Origin of the sequence: Sneathiella chungangensis, assembly GCF_009882935.1 — a bacterium.
Taxonomy (GTDB): Bacteria; Pseudomonadota; Alphaproteobacteria; order Sneathiellales; family Sneathiellaceae; genus Sneathiella; species Sneathiella chungangensis.
On the sequence record NZ_WTVA01000015.1, the window covers coordinates 362,455 to 380,598 of the forward strand.

At 54.8% G+C, this 18,144-nt stretch carries 19 protein-coding genes and 1 tRNA gene; 11 read left to right on the forward strand and 9 right to left on the reverse strand.

Going from position 1 to position 18,144, the window contains the following annotated elements; translation table 11 throughout:
- Positions 1-78 precede the first annotated feature (78 nt).
- Entirely contained in the window at positions 79-828 is a 750-nt protein-coding gene (locus tag GQF03_RS14780) for an SDR family NAD(P)-dependent oxidoreductase (protein ID WP_161340056.1), read from the reverse strand.
- Positions 829-914: 86 nt separating this feature from the next.
- Between GQF03_RS14780 and GQF03_RS14785 the strand changes: the two genes are divergently transcribed.
- Positions 915-1,286: a winged helix-turn-helix transcriptional regulator gene (locus GQF03_RS14785; RefSeq protein WP_161340057.1), complete on the forward strand. Its 372-nt coding sequence runs from the start codon at positions 915-917 to the stop codon at positions 1,284-1,286.
- Between the two features lie 57 nt (positions 1,287-1,343).
- Here the strand turns inward: GQF03_RS14785 and GQF03_RS14790 are convergent.
- Positions 1,344-1,420, reverse strand: a tRNA-Arg gene (locus GQF03_RS14790).
- A gap of 265 nt (positions 1,421-1,685) precedes the next feature.
- On the opposite strand from GQF03_RS14790, the gene GQF03_RS14795 reads away from it, so the two are divergent.
- Entirely contained in the window at positions 1,686-2,834 is a 1,149-nt protein-coding gene (locus GQF03_RS14795; protein ID WP_161340058.1) for a hypothetical protein, read from the forward strand.
- Between the two features lie 283 nt (positions 2,835-3,117).
- The gene (locus tag GQF03_RS14800) at positions 3,118-3,864 is read left to right on the forward strand and encodes a glutathione peroxidase (RefSeq protein ID WP_161340059.1); all 747 of its coding nucleotides are present in this window, start codon (positions 3,118-3,120) and stop codon (positions 3,862-3,864) included.
- A gap of 108 nt (positions 3,865-3,972) precedes the next feature.
- Here the strand turns inward: GQF03_RS14800 and GQF03_RS14805 are convergent, their stop codons facing one another.
- Together GQF03_RS14805 and GQF03_RS14810 are read right to left on the reverse strand one after the other, a co-directional pair.
- Positions 3,973-5,451 carry an ABC transporter substrate-binding protein gene (locus GQF03_RS14805; RefSeq protein WP_161340060.1) on the reverse strand — a complete coding sequence of 493 codons (1,479 nt, stop codon included), beginning with the start codon at positions 5,449-5,451 and terminating at the stop codon, positions 3,973-3,975.
- A 32-nt stretch (positions 5,452-5,483) separates the two neighbouring features.
- Positions 5,484-6,470: a P1 family peptidase gene (locus tag GQF03_RS14810; RefSeq protein WP_206375949.1), complete on the reverse strand. Its 987-nt coding sequence runs from the start codon at positions 6,468-6,470 to the stop codon at positions 5,484-5,486.
- Positions 6,471-6,572: 102 nt separating this feature from the next.
- Here GQF03_RS14810 and ggt point away from each other — a divergent pair, with 102 nt between their 5' ends.
- Positions 6,573-8,276, forward strand: coding sequence for a gamma-glutamyltransferase (gene ggt / locus GQF03_RS14815; protein ID WP_206375948.1), 1,704 nt, complete (start codon positions 6,573-6,575; stop codon positions 8,274-8,276).
- Between the two features lie 9 nt (positions 8,277-8,285).
- Here the strand turns inward: ggt and GQF03_RS14820 are convergent, their stop codons facing one another.
- The 3 genes from GQF03_RS14820 to GQF03_RS14830 form a co-directional block, all read right to left on the reverse strand.
- Positions 8,286-9,056 carry a methyltransferase domain-containing protein gene (locus tag GQF03_RS14820; RefSeq protein WP_161340063.1) on the reverse strand — a complete coding sequence of 257 codons (771 nt, stop codon included), beginning with the start codon at positions 9,054-9,056 and terminating at the stop codon, positions 8,286-8,288.
- 87 nt (positions 9,057-9,143) lie between these two features.
- On the reverse strand, positions 9,144-9,521 hold the full coding sequence (locus tag GQF03_RS14825) for a hypothetical protein (RefSeq protein ID WP_161340064.1): 378 nt from the start codon (positions 9,519-9,521) through the stop codon (positions 9,144-9,146).
- Positions 9,522-9,595: 74 nt separating this feature from the next.
- Positions 9,596-10,966, reverse strand: coding sequence for a sensor histidine kinase (locus GQF03_RS14830; protein ID WP_161340065.1), 1,371 nt, complete (start codon positions 10,964-10,966; stop codon positions 9,596-9,598).
- Positions 10,967-11,120: 154 nt separating this feature from the next.
- Between GQF03_RS14830 and GQF03_RS14835 the strand changes: the two genes are divergently transcribed.
- The gene (locus tag GQF03_RS14835; protein ID WP_161340066.1) at positions 11,121-11,513 is read left to right on the forward strand and encodes a hypothetical protein; all 393 of its coding nucleotides are present in this window, start codon (positions 11,121-11,123) and stop codon (positions 11,511-11,513) included.
- On the opposite strand, the gene GQF03_RS14840 is transcribed toward GQF03_RS14835, so the two are convergent.
- Both GQF03_RS14840 and GQF03_RS14845 read right to left on the reverse strand, forming a co-directional pair.
- Positions 11,447-12,877, reverse strand: a complete 1,431-nt coding sequence (locus tag GQF03_RS14840) for a dihydrolipoyl dehydrogenase family protein (protein WP_161340067.1) — start codon at positions 12,875-12,877, stop codon at positions 11,447-11,449. The two genes, GQF03_RS14835 and GQF03_RS14840, sit on opposite strands and share 67 nt — an antisense overlap.
- A 21-nt stretch (positions 12,878-12,898) precedes the next feature.
- Complete coding sequence (locus tag GQF03_RS14845; RefSeq protein WP_206375947.1) at positions 12,899-13,735, reverse strand: TVP38/TMEM64 family protein; 837 nt, start codon at positions 13,733-13,735, stop codon at positions 12,899-12,901.
- Between the two features lie 265 nt (positions 13,736-14,000).
- Between GQF03_RS14845 and rpmH the strand changes: the two genes are divergently transcribed.
- The 6 genes from rpmH to argB are packed head-to-tail and all read left to right on the forward strand — an operon-like array spanning position 14,001 to position 18,144.
- Complete coding sequence (rpmH, locus tag GQF03_RS14850; RefSeq protein WP_161313830.1) at positions 14,001-14,135, forward strand: 50S ribosomal protein L34; 135 nt, start codon at positions 14,001-14,003, stop codon at positions 14,133-14,135.
- 3 nt (positions 14,136-14,138) lie between these two features.
- A complete protein-coding gene (gene rnpA / locus GQF03_RS14855) occupies positions 14,139-14,513 on the forward strand; it encodes a ribonuclease P protein component (RefSeq protein WP_161340068.1) in 375 nt (124 codons plus the stop codon).
- On the forward strand, positions 14,510-14,794 hold the full coding sequence (gene yidD / locus GQF03_RS14860) for a membrane protein insertion efficiency factor YidD (protein WP_161340069.1): 285 nt from the start codon (positions 14,510-14,512) through the stop codon (positions 14,792-14,794). The genes rnpA and yidD overlap by 4 nt, the downstream gene beginning before the upstream one ends.
- 18 nt (positions 14,795-14,812) lie before the next feature.
- Positions 14,813-16,555: a membrane protein insertase YidC gene (gene yidC, locus GQF03_RS14865; protein WP_161340070.1), complete on the forward strand. Its 1,743-nt coding sequence runs from the start codon at positions 14,813-14,815 to the stop codon at positions 16,553-16,555.
- Between the two features lie 13 nt (positions 16,556-16,568).
- The gene (gene yihA, locus GQF03_RS14870; RefSeq protein ID WP_161340071.1) at positions 16,569-17,228 is read left to right on the forward strand and encodes a ribosome biogenesis GTP-binding protein YihA/YsxC; all 660 of its coding nucleotides are present in this window, start codon (positions 16,569-16,571) and stop codon (positions 17,226-17,228) included.
- Between the two features lie 4 nt (positions 17,229-17,232).
- Entirely contained in the window at positions 17,233-18,144 is a 912-nt protein-coding gene (gene argB, locus GQF03_RS14875; protein ID WP_161340072.1) for an acetylglutamate kinase, read from the forward strand.

The following is an 18,144-nucleotide window of genomic DNA, read 5'->3' on the forward strand; positions in this document are numbered from 1 at the left end:
CAAAGCTGCCGCCAATATCGTTTTTATTGGCGGCAGATAATAGAAGAATATTCGTTTGTCATCTCTCCTTATGACGCCTCAGATCTGGGCGTACCCACCGTCGACAAACACTTCGCTTCCGGTCATAAAGCTGCTATCGCCAGAGGCGAGGAACGCCGCAACCGCCGCAGTTTCGGACGGATCGCCGATCCGGCCCAAGGGCGTGTTTTCAATGAAGCCTGCGACAATTTCGTCTTCCATACCGGTTGTTGCAAATAAGTCCCTGACTTTATGCGTTTCTGTTGCCCCGGGGGAGAGGACGTTGACCCTGACTCCCGTCCCCTTGAGATCGAGAGCCCAGCTTCGGGCAAAGTTTCGCACTGCCGCTTTTGAGGCGCTGTAAACGCTCATCGCGGGCGTGCCTGTGACACCGACAGTCGATCCTGTCAGGATGATTGAGCTGCCAGGTTCAAGCAGCGGAAGCGCCTTTTGAACCGTAAAGAGTGTACCCTTGACGTTTATCTCAAATGTTTGGGCATAATGGTCCGGGGAAATCTCGCCAAGGGAGGAAAACTCACCAACCCCGGCGTTGGCGAACAAGATATCGACATGGCCCTTCTCGGTTTTCACCGTTTCGAACAGATTATCCAGATCTTCCAGATTTGTGATATCCCCCCGAATTGCGCGTGCGTTCGTGCCAAGTTCATCCAACGCGGCGTCAAGAGCATCCTGCCGACGTCCGAAAATATAGACAAATGCGCCTTCGGCCAAAAACCGCTTCGCTGTCGCCAAGCCGATCCCGCTTGCGCCACCCGTGATGACAGCTGTTTTTCCTTCAAGCTTACCCATGATTTGATCTCCTTCAATTGAAACTGATTTGGAGATATGGGACAGTTTCTTTTTGACAAGTATGCACCTTTTGGTAAGTATAAGGAATGAACAAAGAATTCATAGAACCATCCCCCTTTATCTGCGGTCTCGACGCATCCCTGCGTATCATTGGCGGAAAATGGAAACCGTTGATCCTCTTTTTCCTTGGTCACGGAACAAAACGGTACGGCGAGTTAAAGCGGGAAGTGCGCGGCGTCAGCCACAAGATGCTAATCCAGCAATTAAAGGAACTCGAGGCGCATGGTGTCATTTTACGCACGGACTACAAAGAAATCCCGCCACGTGTCGATTATACGCTGACGCCGTTTGGCGAGAGCCTCATTGAAGCCATGGTCCCACTATGCAGCTGGGGCGAAAGAAACACCGAGACTATTGCGAGAGCGCTCTCCAAACGGAAAGAGGGGACGTCGTCCTAACGCATCCAAGGTGCGAGACGTGTAAGGCCCTATCGATTTAGAAGTATAAAAAGAAAGTGGCGCACCGGGGAAGATTCGAACTCCCGACCCCTAGATTCGTAGTCTAGTGCTCTATCCAGCTGAGCTACCGGTGCTTAATTGCCGCAATGGCGGGGCGGTGGCGCGGCTTGCGTCCGCCCGAGGATCGGGAAATTAATCAAAAGGGGTGGGCATTGCAAGCGATTAAACCGGAAATTCGCAAAAAGTTGCAGCGAAATCGGTTCTTGTCGCCACGCTTTTCATTAGATACTATCTGGCACTGATTTCCGGTTACAAAAACCGCCCGGCATGGAAAGGTAATTTTTTTGCCCTCCGCTACCGGTTTATTGCGCGCACAGAAACGAAGAGTGTTTTACAACCATGGTATTCAACCTTTCCCGCCCCGTTGCAATCACCGCCGCTCTCCTGCTTGCGAGTTGCTCTTTCGTCGATGAACAGCTTCTGCCGCCCCTGACGGGAGATCCGGCGCCGGCTAAGACGGCAATTGCGGCTCCGGCGGGAACAGAGAAAGCCGCAGCGATGCCGAGCGATCCGACAGCGACGCAGCCCGCAATGCCCGCACCGGCGGCAGCGCCCGCGCAGGCAAGCCGGTTCCAACTCCCCGAGGTCACCTCGGCGCCGAGCACCGGCACGGTCGTCGGTCAGCGGGTCGAGGCCTTGCGCGACGACCTTCGGGCCCTGCAGGCGCGCATCAATCAAAGCAGCGGCGAGTTTGAAGCGATCGAAACCTCTACCACCGAAACCTCGCAGCGGTATCACGGCACCATGGCCGCCATCAATGCGCGGCTTCAGATCGGCACAACCAAGGGTAATCCGATCCTGATCAACCAGTGGAATGAAGCACAGGGCGATCTCGAGCAGATCGCTGCCGATGTGTCGAAAATGAACAGCCTCGCCAATACGGTCGCGGAGGATGCGGGCGAAGTCGGGTTCCTGCTCGAATCGGTGCAGTCCGCTTTTGAGCTTAGCGGCGCAATCGAAGAGGACCATCGCCAGCTCACCGTTCTTGAAGATGAGACGAGCCGTACGTCAGTGCTGGCAAACCGGCTCCTCTCCCAACTCACCAACGACATCAACCGCCAGACAGCCTATGTCGGGACGGAACGGATGAACCTGACCAACACCTCGATAGCCATCAAGAATGGCGGCTTCCTTGGCACCAGCGCGGGTTCTCGCAATTATCTGCAAACCGCAACGGCAGAGCCGGCGGCAGCCGAACGCCAGGCCCTCGTCATTATTCGCTTTGATCGCGAGGATGTTGCCTATGAACAGGCGCTCTATGATGCTGTCAGCCGCGCAATGCAGGAACGGCCGCAATCGAATTTTGATGTGGTTTCCGTTGCGCCGCTTAACCGCAATCTCGCCAGCAACCAGGCGCAATCTGTCCGCAACGCAGAGCGGGTATTGCGCTCCCTCACCGATATGGGGCTGCCGGCGTCGCGAATTAAGCTATCCAGTACAGCAAATGCGAACGTCGCCGCAAATGAAGTGCATGTCTACGTTCGCTAGCTGTGTCCTTGATTAGCGCCTACTGAACATCCGTATCCCAAATATTCTCTTGTTGCACGCCGTAAGTTGTCTCTTGAGGTCGAGGGCCTTCCATATTTCTTGACTTGCAGGCGGCAACGACAAAATCATTGCCATTTCCCCTTCTGACACTGCGCCAATCTTACTCGCTCAACATTCTTTTAGGGATATAGATTAAAATAATTCTAAAAATTACTTGCAATTTATGGATGAGCGGCTATATGTGGATCATCGACAATTTCACAAAGTATTGGAGCTGATAGAGATGAAAAACATGGAAGGCCAGAAAGTCCCGAATGTCACGTTTAAAACCCGTTCCGGCGATAGCTGGTGCGACGTCACGACGGATGAACTGTTCAAGGGTCAAAAAGTGATCGTATTCGCCCTGCCGGGCGCATTTACGCCAACCTGCTCTTCTTCGCATCTGCCCCGTTATAACGAACTTGCGCCAACGTTTCAGCAACACGGCATCGACCGGATCGTCTGTCTATCGGTCAACGACACTTTTGTCATGAACGAATGGAAAAAGGACCAGAAGGCCGACAATATCACCTTTATTCCGGATGGTTGCGGCACCTTCACGGACGGCATGGGAATGCTGGTCGACAAAGCGGATCTTGGCTTTGGCAAGCGGAGTTGGCGCTATTCCATGCTGGTAAACGACGGCGTGGTTGAGAAAATGTTTATCGAACCGGAAGTGGAAGGCGACCCCTTTCAGGTTTCCGACGCGGATACGATGCTGAACTACCTGAATCCAGCCGCGGAAAAGCCCAAGGCGATTACGGTATTCACCAAACCCGGCTGTGGCCATTGTACGCGGGCGAAAGCCGCTCTCGAAAAGGCCGGTCTCAGCTATGAGGAGATTGTTCTGGGAACCGATGCGACCATGCGCTCCCTGCGAGCCGTATCTGGCGAGCTGACAACGCCGCAGATATTTGTCGACGGCCAGAAAATCGGCGGCGCCGACGATCTCGAGAAATATCTCGGGACTGCGCAATCCGCCGCTGCGTAACCAGCCCATCCCGCGAAGAAGGCTCGTCTATACTCCCTCTTCAAAAAAAACCCGCCGGTGAGAGCCGGCGGGTTTTGTTGTCCTTATAAGGATATGATTCCGGGTCGCTTAGTTGCTCCAGGACATATTGGCAACGTCAGTGACGAAGAATGGAATATCCTTCCACACGCCATTCAATCCCTTCCGCACAACGATGACACGCGGAAGCTGGAACAGATATCCGTTTACCGCTTCCTCCGCCAAAATTTTCTGTGCGGCTTGCAGCAATTCCGTCCGCTCCGTCGGCGACGCAGCAGATTCGGAAGCCGCAATAATTTCATTAAACTTGGGGTTATTGTAGTTGAAATAATAGCCCTCACGCGCATAGATCCCGATATCGTTCGGCTCTACATGCGATACGATGGAAAGGTCATAGTTTTTCTTCTTGTAAACCTCGTCCAACCACTTCGGCCAATCAACATTTTCGATATTGATCTTGAACCCTGCCTTTTCAAGCTGAGCCGCGACAATCTGACCGCCCTGGCGGGCATAGTCATCCACCGGCGGCAGCTTCAAGGAAAGCTCGAGCCCGTTCGGATATCCGGCCTCTGCCAGCAACTTCTTGGAAAGCTCAGGATCATACGGATAGGTGCCTGTCAGATCAATATAGTCTGGATGATGCGGTGCAAAATGCGATCCGATCGGCGTGCCGTAACCAAACATCGCACCATCGATGATTTCCTGCCGGTTGATAGCATGGGCAATCGCCTGGCGTACCTTCAGTTTGGACAGTGCCTCATTCGCATTGTTGGTGCTGAGAATGGTCTCGCCATTCGTATTGCCAACCAGCACATTAAAATCAGCCTTCAGGGAATCGCTGCCAACAAGTTCGTTCGGAATGTCCGCAGAATCCACATCACCGGCAAGCAGGGCGGCAAGACGGGCCGACCCGTCGCCAATGAACCGGAAGGTTACATTCTTGATCGCAATGCTGTCCTTGTCGCGGTAGGTATCGGCAAGCGTGAGCTTGAGACTATCGCCCTTCGTCCAGCTATCGAACTTGTAAGGACCAGTGCCCACCGGATTCGTTGCATTCGTCGCGTCCGTAGCGGGGTCGACAATCACGGCCGTGGACTCGGCCAGTTGCTCAAGCAGCGCAGGGCGGCGTTCTTTCAGCTTGATGACAACAGTATTCGCATCAGGCGTTTCAATGCTTTCCATCACCTCGAAACGATCTTTGCGCTTGTTCTGGCTATCTTCCGCGGCATTGGCTTCGAAGGTATATTTCACGTCGGAGCTGTCAAAATCCGCACCGTCATGAAATTTCACACCTTCGCGAAGCTTGAATGTATAGGTCAAGCCATCGTCGCTGATCGTCCAGCTTTCGGCAAGGCCGGGATGCACCATTCCCTTTTCATCCATTCGGGTCAGGCCTTCATAGACATTGTAAAGGGTGGTAAGAGAAATTGCAGCGGCCGCACCGGTTCTCGGGTCGAGCCCCGGCGGTTCCAGCCGCTGGGCAAAGGTCACGCTGTCATTCGCTGCCTGAGCCGATAACGGCGCCAGAACGGCACCGGCAAGGGCGGCGGCAATAAGCAATCTTTTCATAGACTTATCTCCCTAATATAAAACCATAAAATCTAAGACATAAAACCTGGAACGCCGCCTAAACTTCTGGCGTTGTAGACGGCGCGGGCAACCGACCGGGCGACGCAATCTGCGGCCATTGCTCCGATCTTCGCGACACCAAACGGCCTTGGCTCCGACAACTCTTTTTTCTCCGTCGATATTGCAAAAATACTATCGCCGTCAAAGGGGGTATGTACAGGCCTAATTGCACGCGCGAGACCATCGTGCGCCATTATGGCAATCCGCTTGGCTTCCGATTTTGTGAGGGTGACATTCGTTGCCACAACACCAATAGTTGTATTTTCCGCCAGCCGCGACTCCGCCGGAATATCAAGCGGCATGTCTCCTTGAAACTCGGGTGGACCAAATCCGCCGTACTCCCCATCCTGCTCGAACGACCAGGCCCAGAAATGACGGGTTCCCGGAATGACCACGCTGCCAACCGGATTCACGGCGAATACCGCGCCAACCTGCACACCATCCGCGCTTATCAGCGACGCACTGCCAAGCCCACCCTTTATCCGGCCCGCCGCGGCGCCATAACCGGCACCGATATTGCCAAGCGCAAAGTCATCGCCAGCAGTCTCGACCGCCGCCATACCTAGTCGTCGATAGGGAGGCATGTCGCCCCATTCCTTGTTTCCGGCATTGCCAAGATCAAAAAGGACCGCCGACGGGACGATTGGCACCCGAATAACTTTCATCTGGAAACCGCGTCCAAGTTTGGCAAGCGCCATCACCGCCCCGGCCGCCGCCTCAAGCCCATAGACAGAGCCGCCACTTAAAACGACAGCATCGACCCGCTCGACGAGACAATCCGGGTTCAGAGCCTCTGTTTCCCGCGTGCCGGGCCCGCCGCCCCGGACATCGACACCGGCAACCGCCGCATTGTCAGGAACAATGGCCGTGACACCGGTCATTACGTCTTCGTCTTCGGCATTGCCGATTTTTATCCCATCAACATCCGTGATAAGGTTTTTGGTGCCAGGCTTGTTCATGCATTTCATCTTTTGTTTTTATTTCCACAACGTTAGCCTTGGCCTTTACGCCGGTCAACTGATCTTAACAACTGGCGAGGCATGAAATCTGGGAGCCCATCCATGACCCGCTTATTCAAATCTTTTCAACTGGTTCTATCGATCAGCGTCGTTTTCCTGCTGGCCGCAACGCCGCGTCAGGCGGGAGCAAACGGAAAATACATGATAGCCGCTGCGAACCCGCTTGCCGCCGGTGCCGGAAGGGACATGCTTGAACGTGGCGGCAGCGCGATAGATTCGGTTATCGCAACGCAAATGGTTCTGACCCTCGTGGAACCCCAGTCGTCCGGTATCGGCGGCGGGGCCTTCCTGCTTTATTTTGACGGTGTTGCCGGGAAACTCGAAACCTACGACGGGCGCGAAACCGCGCCAGCGGCCGTCAAGGAGACCCATTTCCTGAATGTCGACGGCAGCCCGAAAAAGTTCTACGACGCTGTGGTCGGCGGCGGGTCCGTCGGCGCCCCAGGGGTGGTCGCGATGATGGCGATGGCCCATCAGGACCATGGAAAGCTGCCATGGAAAGACCTGTTTCAGCCCGCTATCAGACTGGCGCAGGAAGGTTTCGAAATTTCCCCAAGGCTCCACTTCCTGCTGGCGCGAGATAAATACCTGAAGACAAAATCTCCCGCGGCGGCCTACTTTTATGAAGCCGACGGGACGGCCAAACCGGTCGGCACGATCCTGCGCAATCCCGCTCTGGCGGCAGCCCTGAAGACAATAGCAGAGCACGGCCCGGACGCCTTCTACCGCGGGGCAATAGCAAAAGCGATTGTTGAAACGGTCCGTGGCGACAACATGAAACCCGGACTGCTGACACTTGAGGATATGGCGAATTACAGGGCCGTCAAACGTGACCCGGTCTGCGCGCCCTATCGCACCTATAAGATCTGCGGAATGGGACCACCGACGTCAGGTGGCATCACCCTCCTCCAGGCGCTGCAGATTCTCGAGACGTGGGACCTGCCTACAATCAGTCCGAGAAGTGCCGAAGCGATCGACATCATATCGCAGGCATCCGCGCTTGCTTTTGCCGATCGCGGAAAATATCTGGCCGATGCCGATTTCGTTAATATTCCGATCCCGGCCTTATTGAGCCCCGCCTATTCGGGAGACAGGGCCAAACTTATTCGTGAAGGCGAATCGCCTCTCCCGTTCGACGCGGGAAATCCGCTGGAGAAACACGGAAAATTAGGTGTCGACAACGCTATCGAATTGCCATCGACAAGCCATGTCAGCATTCTCGATCAGTACGGAAACGCGGTTTCGATGACAACTTCAGTGGAAAATGTCTTCGGCTCGCGTTTGATGGCCAACGGTTTCATTCTCAACAATCAGCTTACGGATTTCTCCTTTACACCCGTGACAGAAGACGGCCCGGTCGCCAACCGGATACAGGCCAACAAACGGCCCCGCAGTTCGATGGCGCCCACCATGGTCTTCAATGCGGACGGAGACCTCGAGATGGTCATCGGCTCGCCCGGCGGCAGCCGTATTATCGGCTATGTGATGAAGACGATCATTTCCTCACTCGACTGGAATATGGACATCCAGTCCGCCATTGCGTCGCCGCATTTCATCAACCGGAACGGCACGCTGGATCTGGAGGAAAATACGCCACTCGCTGAGTTGCAGCCGGAACTGGAGGCCATGGGCTACAAGGTGAACCTGCGCACACTCAACAGCGGACTGCATGGCATTCGGATCACGCCGGACGGACCTGAAGGAGGTGCCGATCCGCGCCGCGAGGGGATTGTCCTCAGCCAGTAAAGAGGCTCGTCATTCGGGCAGTTGGACAACGATGAAAAGGCGGGAAAAGGGATAGAGCGTCGAGTCATCCTGCCGGATCGGGTAGGCTTCCAGCAGGCGTTCGGCATATTGTCCTTCGAATACCTGCGCGTCCTTTTCATCAAGGGCGGCAAGAAACGGGCGAAGGGCGGTCCCCCGCGTCCATTCGAGGACGGCGTCCTTACCCTTCAACACCTGAAAATAGGTCGTCTCCCAAATATTGATCTTTTCAGCGAGCGGCGAGAGAAGGTCGAAATACCAGTTGATATTATGGACGGGCGCGGGACGGACGAGCGCGCCCAATCTATCGATCCATTCCGGCGATTGCGCAAGATCGTAAAGATTCTGATGGGACGGCGCGCTGAAGTTATTGGGCATCTGGACGGCGAGGACACCGCCGGGACGCAACTGTGAAAGCAGCTTCGGAAACAGGTTTTCATGATCATCGAGCCAATGCAGCGCCGCATTACTGAAAATCAGGTTGCCTTTGCTGGTGGGCGAGAAATTGCTGATGTCGCCAAACTGCCATTCGATAGAGGGATGATCCTGTCGCGCCTTTGCCAGCATTTCTCGGGAGTTGTCGATGCCCGTGATGATCGCTTCCCCCCAATGCTGCGACAATAGGGCCGTGACATTCCCGGTTCCGCACCCAAGATCATAGATAACCGATGGCGATATCAGCGGAACCTGTGACAGGAGATCGAGTGCCGGGCGCAACCGGTGATCAGAAAAAAGTATATACTGGTCCGGATTCCATGCCATTGCGCAATTGCCTCCAAGTTGGGGGTTTTCAACAAGGTAGCAATTTTACGCGGCAATTGCAGCGATGATTCACAAAATTTCAACGGATCAATCGTTGGCTTGGGTTCCAACCTGGCTGGCCTGAAGCCGCTCGAACTCCTCAACGGAGATATTCTCCACCCCGGAAGATGCCAGGGCCGGGACTTTTCTCACCCGCTCGGATCGTTCCGTAATATAGGGATTTTCCTCGCTGTAGCAGTTTACGCTGCCAAGGGTTTTGTAGCAATATAGCGGCGGCTGGACGAAAATTTCCTTCTTCGTCGGGCAGAAGTCATCGCCCTTTGAAAGGTTGGCAAACGAACAGGAATCGCCGAAAACACCCGCGACTTTTTTATCGACAGTCTTGAAAACATCGCTGGAACAGCCGGCGGTGGAAACCGCTATGCTCACCATAAGAATTATTTTCAATCGACGCATATTGCTCATGCAGATCGTCCTTTGACGGCTAAAAAGCCAGAAATTACTGCGTGATAGCCTAACGAAGGAGGGTTTAAATAGGGTTAATCCGGAATTTCGATGCAAAAAACGGTGCCGGAGCCATCCGACCTCTCCAGCGTGATTTCACCGCCATGGGCAACGATCAGCTCGCGCGCAATGGAGAGACCGAGCCCGGTTCCCCCGGCACGGGCGGACCCGGAAAAAGGCTCGAACAGATGCTCTCGCGCCTTGGCATGCAACCCCGGCCCAGTATCACATATTCGAATAAGGATCCGTGACCCAGCGCGCAGAGCATGTATATCTATCGTCCCCTGTCCTTCCATCGCCTGAACGGCATTGCGGCAAAGATTCAGAAGAATCCGGTAGAACTGATCCCGATCCGCATTGAGCATCATGCCGGCCGGAATCTTGTTCTGCCAGACGATGCCGTTATTTTCACGAAGTCCGACGGACGTCTTGACTTCATTTACGAGGGGCTCGAGCAGGAAACGCTCTTTTCTCGGTTCCTGCTCGTCCGCGCGCCCGTATTTCAGGGTTTGCGTGCAAAGATCGATGGCACGGTCGATGCTGGTCATAAGGCGGGGAACCACTTTTTGCACCTTTGGATCCTTCACATCCGCCAGACTGTCGCTGACGATCTGCGAGGTCGAGAGAATATTGCGAAGATCATGGCTGATCTTGGTAACCGCCGTTCCGAGCGCGACCAGATGCTGCTTTTGTTTAAGCGCGGTGCGAAGTCGGGTCTGCATGATCTCCAGCTCGCGTTCAGCTACGCCGATCTCGTCCCGCCGCCGTGAGGGCACCAGCGCCGTACTGGGATTCTCCGGTGCCCGGCGAAAGGCGATCATGCTCTCGCTTAACCGTCGCATTGGCCGCACCATCAGCCAATGCAGTGTGAGATAGACCAATATCGCGGTGAGCGTCGAGATGATCAGCGACAACCAGAAAATATTCCACGCATAGGCATACATCGCCTCTATCAAGGGGGCTTCATCGATCACGACTTCCAGGGAAGAATTCGGCTCGTTGGCGATTGGGCTGATGATCCGGATAATCCGGCCCGGCCCGACCATGAGGCTCATGAAGGCATGTTCAATGAGCAGAAGCGGATTCTGATCCGCGAGATTAAACTCCGCATCGATGCCGTGAGGGATGTTCTCGCGCAGGATCAAAAGCCGGGAATTGGCACCATGAAGGACGACGCTTCGGGCACCGACACGAAACAGCAATTCCTCGCGAAGTTCCTCTGAGACCATGTTGTCAGGCGATGCCAGCAGCGAAAGCGTCGCAAGATGCGCGAATTCCGTTTTTTTGACTAGGTAGTTCAGGCGGAAGAAGGCAATCGACGGAACGAAAATCAATACTTCCGCCAGCATAACGAATAAAAGCGTCAGGATCAGCAGTCTTGCGGAAAGACTGCGAAAGGGCGCCATTATTTTTCTCAAAATTGCCATTCTTCAGAATAGATCAAAAAATGAGGCTGGCATCAACTTAATGATACCAGCCCGTTGATAGCATCAGATCTCTTAAAGGGAATGACGTCTCTAGTAACTGTGTTAGTTCTTTTTAGCTGCGCAGGGATTTGCCTTGCAGGGGTTACAAGGATTGCATTTCTTTTTCGCGGCGCAGGGGTTGCAGGGATTGCAGGCCTTCTTGGCTGCACAGGGGTTGCAGACTTTCTTCGCCGAGCATGCGTTGCATGCCTTCTTCGGTGCGCAAGCGGCGACGGCTCCGGGCACGATCGCGGTCGCAGCCATAGAAGCAATCGCGGCAGCGGTTAATACTTCCTTGAACATGAATCTCTCCTGTTTCGTCCTGTTGACTTTTCAAGCAATGATTGCTTGCCAAGAGGATGCCCCTTTTGCGGGTGAATTCCGAATCAACTGCGATAACGAACGCGTTATCGATTTCCTTCATCCGAAAAGGGAGAGAAATTTAACAACGGTGCGCGTGCGGGCGCTGAAAAGGCTGGGCGTATAGTAGCTGCCGGCGACCCGCTTGCTGATCTCGCCATAGGTCGGATATGGCGCGATGAAACTCGCCATGGTCCCGATCTTTAACTTCTCCGTGATAGCGAGAACCCAGGGATGGATCAGTTCGCCGGCATGCGGACCCACGATGCCGGCACCCAGTATCCGCCCGTTGCGAGTCGTAATCACCTTGATCAGGCCTTCGGTCTGCCTTTCGGTGCGGGCCCGGTCGATATCGGCGAATGGAAAGGTCAGCACCTTTATCTTGTCGCCATATCGTTCGCGCGCCGCCGCCTCGTTGAGGCCGGTACTCGCTAGTTCAGGATCCGTGAAGGTCACCCAGGGGACCGCGCTGTAGTCAACTTTCGCCGGCAGGCGGAAAAGCGCATTCCGTATGACAATGCCCGCATGATATCCGGCGATATGGGTGAACTGGTATCCGCCTGCCACATCGCCGATCGCGAAGATTTTCCTGTTCGAAGTGCGAAGCCGATTATCAACGTTAATCCCCTTTGCCGAATATTCGACGCCCGCCGCCTCGAGATTGAGACCCTCCACATTTGCCTTGCGCCCGGCAGCGACCAGCAAATGTGATCCGGTAAGTGTTTCCGTCTGTTCGCCTTCGCCAAGGGTTACCTGGTAAGCTCCCGTGGTGTCTTTTTCGACATTGGCGATTTTAACGCCTTCACGGATTTCAATGCCTTCGCGGCGCAATACGGAAAGGACAACGGCGCTTAATTCGGGATCATCGCGTCCAAATGCCTTGAACGCCTCCAGTACGGTTACTTTCGCACCGAGCCGGGCATGTGCCTGCGCCATTTCAAGTCCGATGGGGCCCCCGCCGATTATGATCAGATGGTCAGGCCGAACCCGATTCTCGAAGATCGTCTCGTTGGTAAGATATCCCGCTTCTTCAAGACCCGGGATAGGTGGCGCTGTTGCGCGCGATCCCGTCGCGATGACGAACCGGCGGGCTTTTACCCGGACGCCACCGGCCTCGATTTCGCTTTCGGAGACGAAGCGGCCGAACTCCTGAATAACCTCGACGCCCAATCCTTCAAACCGTTCTACCGAGTCATGCGGGGCGATGGAGCCAATCACATCCTGTACATGATCCATCACTTTCGGAAAATCGACCGACGGAAGAGGACCCGTAACCCCGAAATCATCTGCGTCTTTCAGACAGGCCGCTTTTTTAGCGGCGGCGATCAGGGCTTTGGACGGCACGCAGCCGAAATTGAGGCAGTCGCCGCCCATCTTTCCGGCCTCGACAAGAACCGTTTTCGCGCCCATCTGGCTTGCTCCCGCCGCCACGGAAAGTCCACCCGAGCCGCCACCAATCACACAAATATCCGCCTTGATCAATCTTGCCATGTTAGGGATCCCGTTACGCTGTTATTTGGCCTTGCGGAACTTCTTCACCACGACCGGCAGAAGAGCAATTACGCCGAGAGCGATGAATGAAAGAAGAATTTCCGTCGTCACCAATGACGAAAATTGAAAATCAAGAACGCAGTCCGTTCGGCCGCTATCGAGGCAGGCCTGATACACCGACTGCTGTTCCCGAATGATGCTGTCGAGTCCTCCGCCGAGATAGGCGAAAACGAAAGTTCCGGGGATGATGCCCAGCAGGGTCCCGATGACATAGGTACCAAGCTTCACCCCGAGAAAGGCCGGCGCAATATTGACGAGCCAGAATGGAAAGACGGGGACGAGCCGCAGGAAGAGGAGATAGCTCAGCGCATTTTCGCGAAATCCCTCCTCGAGTTTTTTAAGCGTCGGTCCTGCCTTTTTCCGCAAGGGTTCGCCAAGCGACGTTGCCGCGATCATGAATATCAGCGTCGAACCGATCGTTGCCGCAAAAACGGTCATGACCCCAGCCGCTATCCAGCCAAACAGGAAGCCACCGGTTACCGTCATCAAGAGCCCGCCCGGAAGCGAAAGCGCGACGACGACGATGTACAGGCCCATATAGATAAGTGCCGCGACAAGGTAATTCGCCGTCACGAATTCCATGAGACGATCCCGATGCTCGCTGAGCGCCTGAAAGGTCAGGTATTCATCAAGGTCAAAGAGGAAAAACAAGATAATCGCAATTGCGATGACCAGGAGGGGAGCCAGTTTCTTGAACGTCAACCAGTTGCCGGCATTGCCGGTTCCATCGGCCGCTTTACCCATTGGTGATTCGCTCCCCGCGCCCATTACCCGAACCTCTTTTTCGAAACCTACCATATTCCTCTCCAGAGAGATAAAACTTTGCATGCACCGGCTTATTCCCTTTAGAATGAAAAGGCACGCGATTGACCTTATCGAAACATATGGATCGCGGGTAGTTTCGTAAGGTCCATTCACCCAAAAGTGAGCCGAATTGAACCCTGCGCGCGCTCCCGGGCGCAAAATTCATCTCCTGCATTGACTTCACGGGGGAGAAACCTTATACAGCGGGGCTTGTTTTCCCTTCGCGTCAATGGCGCGGAAGATCCGACGGAGAAGTCTCTTGAAACGTACATATCAACCGAGCAAACTTGTTCGCGCACGCCGCCATGGTTTTCGTGCTCGCCGGGCGACAGTCGGCGGACGCCGTGTTCTTGCCAATCGCCGTTCCAAAGGCCGCAAGAGCCTTTCAGCTTAGTCCATGCCGATAGGCGTCGAACGGCTTAAAAAACGCGCAGAATTTCTCCGTGTTGCGTCTGTTCGCCGCAAATGGGCTGCGCCGGGAATGGTGGTTCAAGCCGCCCGCGACAAGGGTCCGACAAAAGCCGACGTTGCACGCGTCGGCTTTACTGTGACCAAGAAAGTTGGAAACGCGGTCACGCGCAACCGTATCAAGCGGCGCCTGCGCGCCGTCGTACAGGAAGTTATTCCGACCCACGCGGCGCGCGGCTGGGATTTCGTGCTGATCGGTCGAATTGGCACAGTGGACAGGGATTTTAGCGAGCTCAAGGCTGACCTTCGTCAGGCAATTGGCAAGGTCGGGGCGGCGGCAACCGAGGAGAAGAGGAGCCGATGATCAGATTGCTTCTCCTCTCCGTGCTTATGGCGCCGATCAGGTTTTATCGCTATTTCATTTCGCCAATGCTGCCGGCGAGCTGTCGCTACTACCCGAGCTGTTCTTCCTATGCTATGGAAGCGCTGACGGTGCATGGCCCCCTGAAAGGCAGCTGGTTGACATTGCGTCGGATCGGACGTTGTCACCCATTTGGCGGCGAGGGGTATGACCCTGTCCCGCAAAAAGAAAACAAATGTCATCACGGCGCGGTCGATCTGACCCCCCGCGCCCCTTTTGATTAAAACGTTAGGGCTGTAAAAATGTCAGATCAGAAAAACCTGATCATCGCGATCGTTCTTTGCTTCCTGATTATTTTCGGGTTCCAGTATTTCGTTGAAGGCCCGCAAATCGAACAGGCGAAGCAACAAGAAGCGACAACAGCCGCAAGCGGAACCGACACACCGTCGCAAATACCTGGAAATGCGGACGGCGCTAGCGCGCCCAGTGCACAGGGTTCGATGGCGCAGACTGGCCTGACCCGGGCAGAAAGCCTCAAAAAATCGGAACGCGTCCGGATCAATACACCGGCCCTGCACGGGTCCGTTTCGCTGACCGGCGCGCGCCTCGACGATCTGACGCTGATCGATTATCGCGAAACCGTTAACCCGACAAGCCCGGAAATCAAGCTGTTATCCCCGGTGGGAAGCCCCCATCCCTACTACGCGGAATTCGGCTGGAGCCCCGCTCCCGGCGCGAACATAAAGCTTCCGACCGCGCAGACGGTCTGGAGCACCGACAGCACGGAACTCACACCTGAAAAGCCCCTCAAACTGACATGGGATAATGGCGAAGGTCTTGTCTTTCATCGCACGATCTCGATTGACAAGCATTATATGTTTGCGATCGAGCAGATGATTGAGAACAATACTGGCGGCGCCGTCACGCTGTATCCCTATGGCCTTATCTCGCGCCATGGCACGCCCGAGACCACGAATTTCTACATCCTTCACGAAGGTCCAATCGGCGTTCTCAATGATACCCTGGAAGAGATTGACTACAGCGATCTTGAAGAGGGCAACAATGAAAACTTTACTTCCGTTGGCGGCTGGCTTGGCATCACTGACAAGTTCTGGCTGACGGCGCTCGTCCCGGATCAGCAAACGAATATCAAGGCCCGCTTCTCATATGCACAACAGGGGGCACGGTACCAAACCGACTTCCTCAATCAGGAAGGCATTAATGTTCCGGCGGGTGAAACGGTTGGAATCACGAACCATCTCTTCGCCGGCGCCAAGGTCGTTTCGGTTCTGGATGAGTACGAAGAAGAATATAATATTGATCGCTTCGATCTTGCGATTGACTGGGGCTGGTTCTATTTCCTGACCAAACCAATCTATTTCGCTCTCGAATTTCTCAACAGCTGGATCGGCAATCTTGGTCTCGCCATTATGGCCCTGACCGTGATCATCAAGATCATATTGCTGCCCCTCGCTCATAAATCCTATGTCTCGATGAGTAAGATGAAACGGCTGCAGCCGGAGATGCTGAAACTGCGCGAGAAATTTGGCGAGGACAAGCAGAAACTCAACCAGGAAATGATGGCGCTCTATAAGCGCGAGAAAGCCAATCCGGCGGCCGGTTGCTTGCCGATCCTGCTGCAAATTCCCATCTTCTTCGCGCTTTACAAGGTGTTGTTTGTCACCCTCCTTATGCGGCACCAGCCGTTCTATGGATATATCAAGGACCTTGCGGCGCCAGATCCAACGACGATCTTCAATCTTTTCGGCCTTATCCCGTGGGATCCGCCGCAATTCCTGATGATCGGCTTTTTGCCGCTTCTGATGGGTCTCAGCATGTTTTTACAACAGCGGCTTAACCCGCAACCGGCTGATCCCGTGCAGGCGAAAATCTTCCTGTTCATGCCAATCTTTTTCACCTACCTGCTGGCAAGCTTCCCGGCCGGGTTGGTGATTTACTGGACCTGGAACAATATCCTCAGCATGGCACAACAGTGGCTGATCATGAAGCGCATGGGAGTATCTGCTTCTGGCGAGAAGGCCTGATGCAGGTGGCAATATGACAGATGCCTCCGGTCCCGCCGACGACAACGCAAGTTATCTTGAGACCGGCCGCCTCCTTTTCGCCAAGGAATGCCAGTTCGTGGCGGGAGCGGCGACGCTTGAGATGCTACCGGAGTCGGGACTGACTGAAGTTGCCTTCTCCGGACGGTCCAATGTCGGCAAGTCGAGCCTGATCAACGCGCTCACAAACCGCAATACACTTGCCCGCACGTCCAACACGCCCGGACGCACGCAGCAGATCAATTTTTTTGATCTCGGCGGCAAGCTGTACCTTGTTGACCTCCCCGGTCACGGCTATGCGAAAGTATCGAAAGAAAAGATCGATACCTGGACGGACCTTGTGAACAACTATCTCCGGGGCCGTGCTGTATTGCGGCGGGTTCTGCTGCTGGTGGATGCACGTCACGGCCTCAAAGCGACCGACCGAGAGGTAATGGACATGCTGGACGTCGCCGCCGTCAGCTATCAGATCATTCTGACAAAGGTTGACAAAAGCAACAAAAGTGACGTGAAATCTCTCACCCAAAAAATCGAGGCGGAACTTGCGAAGCGGCCGGCCGCGCACCCGGAAATCCTGCTTACAAGCTCGATGAAAGGGATCGGGATAGAGGAGCTCCGTGCGGAGCTTGCCGCTTTGGCAGAGGAGGCCGGGTAAAATTATGAGTGATAAGCCACTGTCAGTCGAGGAACAGCTCGTCAAGGCGCGGACCCTATCCGAAGCCCTCCCCTATATGCATCGCTTCAACGGCCAGACATTTGTCATCAAATATGGCGGCCATGCGATGGGCGACGATGAGTTGTCGCATCTCTTTGCGCGCGACGTCGCGCTCATGAAACAGGTCGGGATCAATCCGGTGATCGTTCATGGCGGCGGCCCGCAGATCGGCAACATGCTGGACCGACTCAAAATCAAGAGTTCCTTTGTCGACGGGCTTCGCGTGACCGACAAGGAAACGGTCGAAATTGCCGAAATGGTCCTTTCGGGATCCCTGAACAAGAAAATCGTCACCTCCATAAACGAGGCGGGAGGGCTCGCGATTGGCCTTTCGGGCAAGGACGGCAACCTGATCGAGGCGCAGAAACTGACGCGAACCAAGCGCGACCCCGACAGCAATATCGAACGGATTCTCGATCTCGGCTTTGTCGGCGAGCCCAGCCGCATTAATCCAGAGATTCTGGAAAGCTTCGAGGAAAATAATTTGATCCCGGTCATCGCGCCGATCGGCGTCGGATCAAACGGACAGACCTTCAACATCAATGCAGATACGGCGGCCGGGCATATTGCCGCGGCCCTCGGCGCCACAAAGCTGATCATGATGACCGATGTTGAGGGGGTGCTGGACAAGAACAAAAAGCTAATCAACCGCTTAACTCCGGCCGAAGTGCGCAAACTGCAGAAGGACGGGACCATTGCCGGTGGCATGATTCCCAAACTTGAAACATGTCTCTACGCGCTTGAAGAAGGCGTGGAGTCTGCGACCATTCTCGATGGCCGAATTCCGCATGTTCTGCTGTTGGAAACCTTCACGGAGCATGGCGTCGGCACCATGATCACAGAGGCAACCGAATAG

Excerpts from the sequence above, each read along its gene's own strand:
- GQF03_RS14795 (WP_161340058.1), top strand. The coding sequence starts at position 1,686 with ATGGTATTCAACCTTTCCCGCCCCGTTGCAATCACCGCCGCTCTCCTG.
- GQF03_RS14810 (WP_206375949.1), bottom strand. The coding sequence starts at position 6,470 with ATGAACAAGCCTGGCACCAAAAACCTTATCACGGATGTTGATGGGATA.
- GQF03_RS14780 (WP_161340056.1), bottom strand. The coding sequence starts at position 828 with ATGGGTAAGCTTGAAGGAAAAACAGCTGTCATCACGGGTGGCGCAAGC.
- yihA (WP_161340071.1), top strand. The coding sequence starts at position 16,569 with ATGACAGATGCCTCCGGTCCCGCCGACGACAACGCAAGTTATCTTGAG.
- argB (WP_161340072.1), top strand. The coding sequence starts at position 17,233 with ATGAGTGATAAGCCACTGTCAGTCGAGGAACAGCTCGTCAAGGCGCGG.
- rnpA (WP_161340068.1), top strand. The coding sequence starts at position 14,139 with ATGCCGATAGGCGTCGAACGGCTTAAAAAACGCGCAGAATTTCTCCGT.
- GQF03_RS14830 (WP_161340065.1), bottom strand. The coding sequence starts at position 10,966 with ATGGCGCCCTTTCGCAGTCTTTCCGCAAGACTGCTGATCCTGACGCTT.
- GQF03_RS14800 (WP_161340059.1), top strand. The coding sequence starts at position 3,118 with ATGAAAAACATGGAAGGCCAGAAAGTCCCGAATGTCACGTTTAAAACC.
- ggt (WP_206375948.1), top strand. The coding sequence starts at position 6,573 with ATGACCCGCTTATTCAAATCTTTTCAACTGGTTCTATCGATCAGCGTC.
- GQF03_RS14825 (WP_161340064.1), bottom strand. The coding sequence starts at position 9,521 with ATGAGCAATATGCGTCGATTGAAAATAATTCTTATGGTGAGCATAGCG.
- GQF03_RS14840 (WP_161340067.1), bottom strand. The coding sequence starts at position 12,877 with ATGGCAAGATTGATCAAGGCGGATATTTGTGTGATTGGTGGCGGCTCG.
- GQF03_RS14805 (WP_161340060.1), bottom strand. The coding sequence starts at position 5,451 with ATGAAAAGATTGCTTATTGCCGCCGCCCTTGCCGGTGCCGTTCTGGCG.
- yidC (WP_161340070.1), top strand. The coding sequence starts at position 14,813 with ATGTCAGATCAGAAAAACCTGATCATCGCGATCGTTCTTTGCTTCCTG.
- GQF03_RS14785 (WP_161340057.1), top strand. The coding sequence starts at position 915 with ATGAACAAAGAATTCATAGAACCATCCCCCTTTATCTGCGGTCTCGAC.
- yidD (WP_161340069.1), top strand. The coding sequence starts at position 14,510 with ATGATCAGATTGCTTCTCCTCTCCGTGCTTATGGCGCCGATCAGGTTT.
- GQF03_RS14820 (WP_161340063.1), bottom strand. The coding sequence starts at position 9,056 with ATGGCATGGAATCCGGACCAGTATATACTTTTTTCTGATCACCGGTTG.
- GQF03_RS14845 (WP_206375947.1), bottom strand. The coding sequence starts at position 13,735 with ATGGTAGGTTTCGAAAAAGAGGTTCGGGTAATGGGCGCGGGGAGCGAA.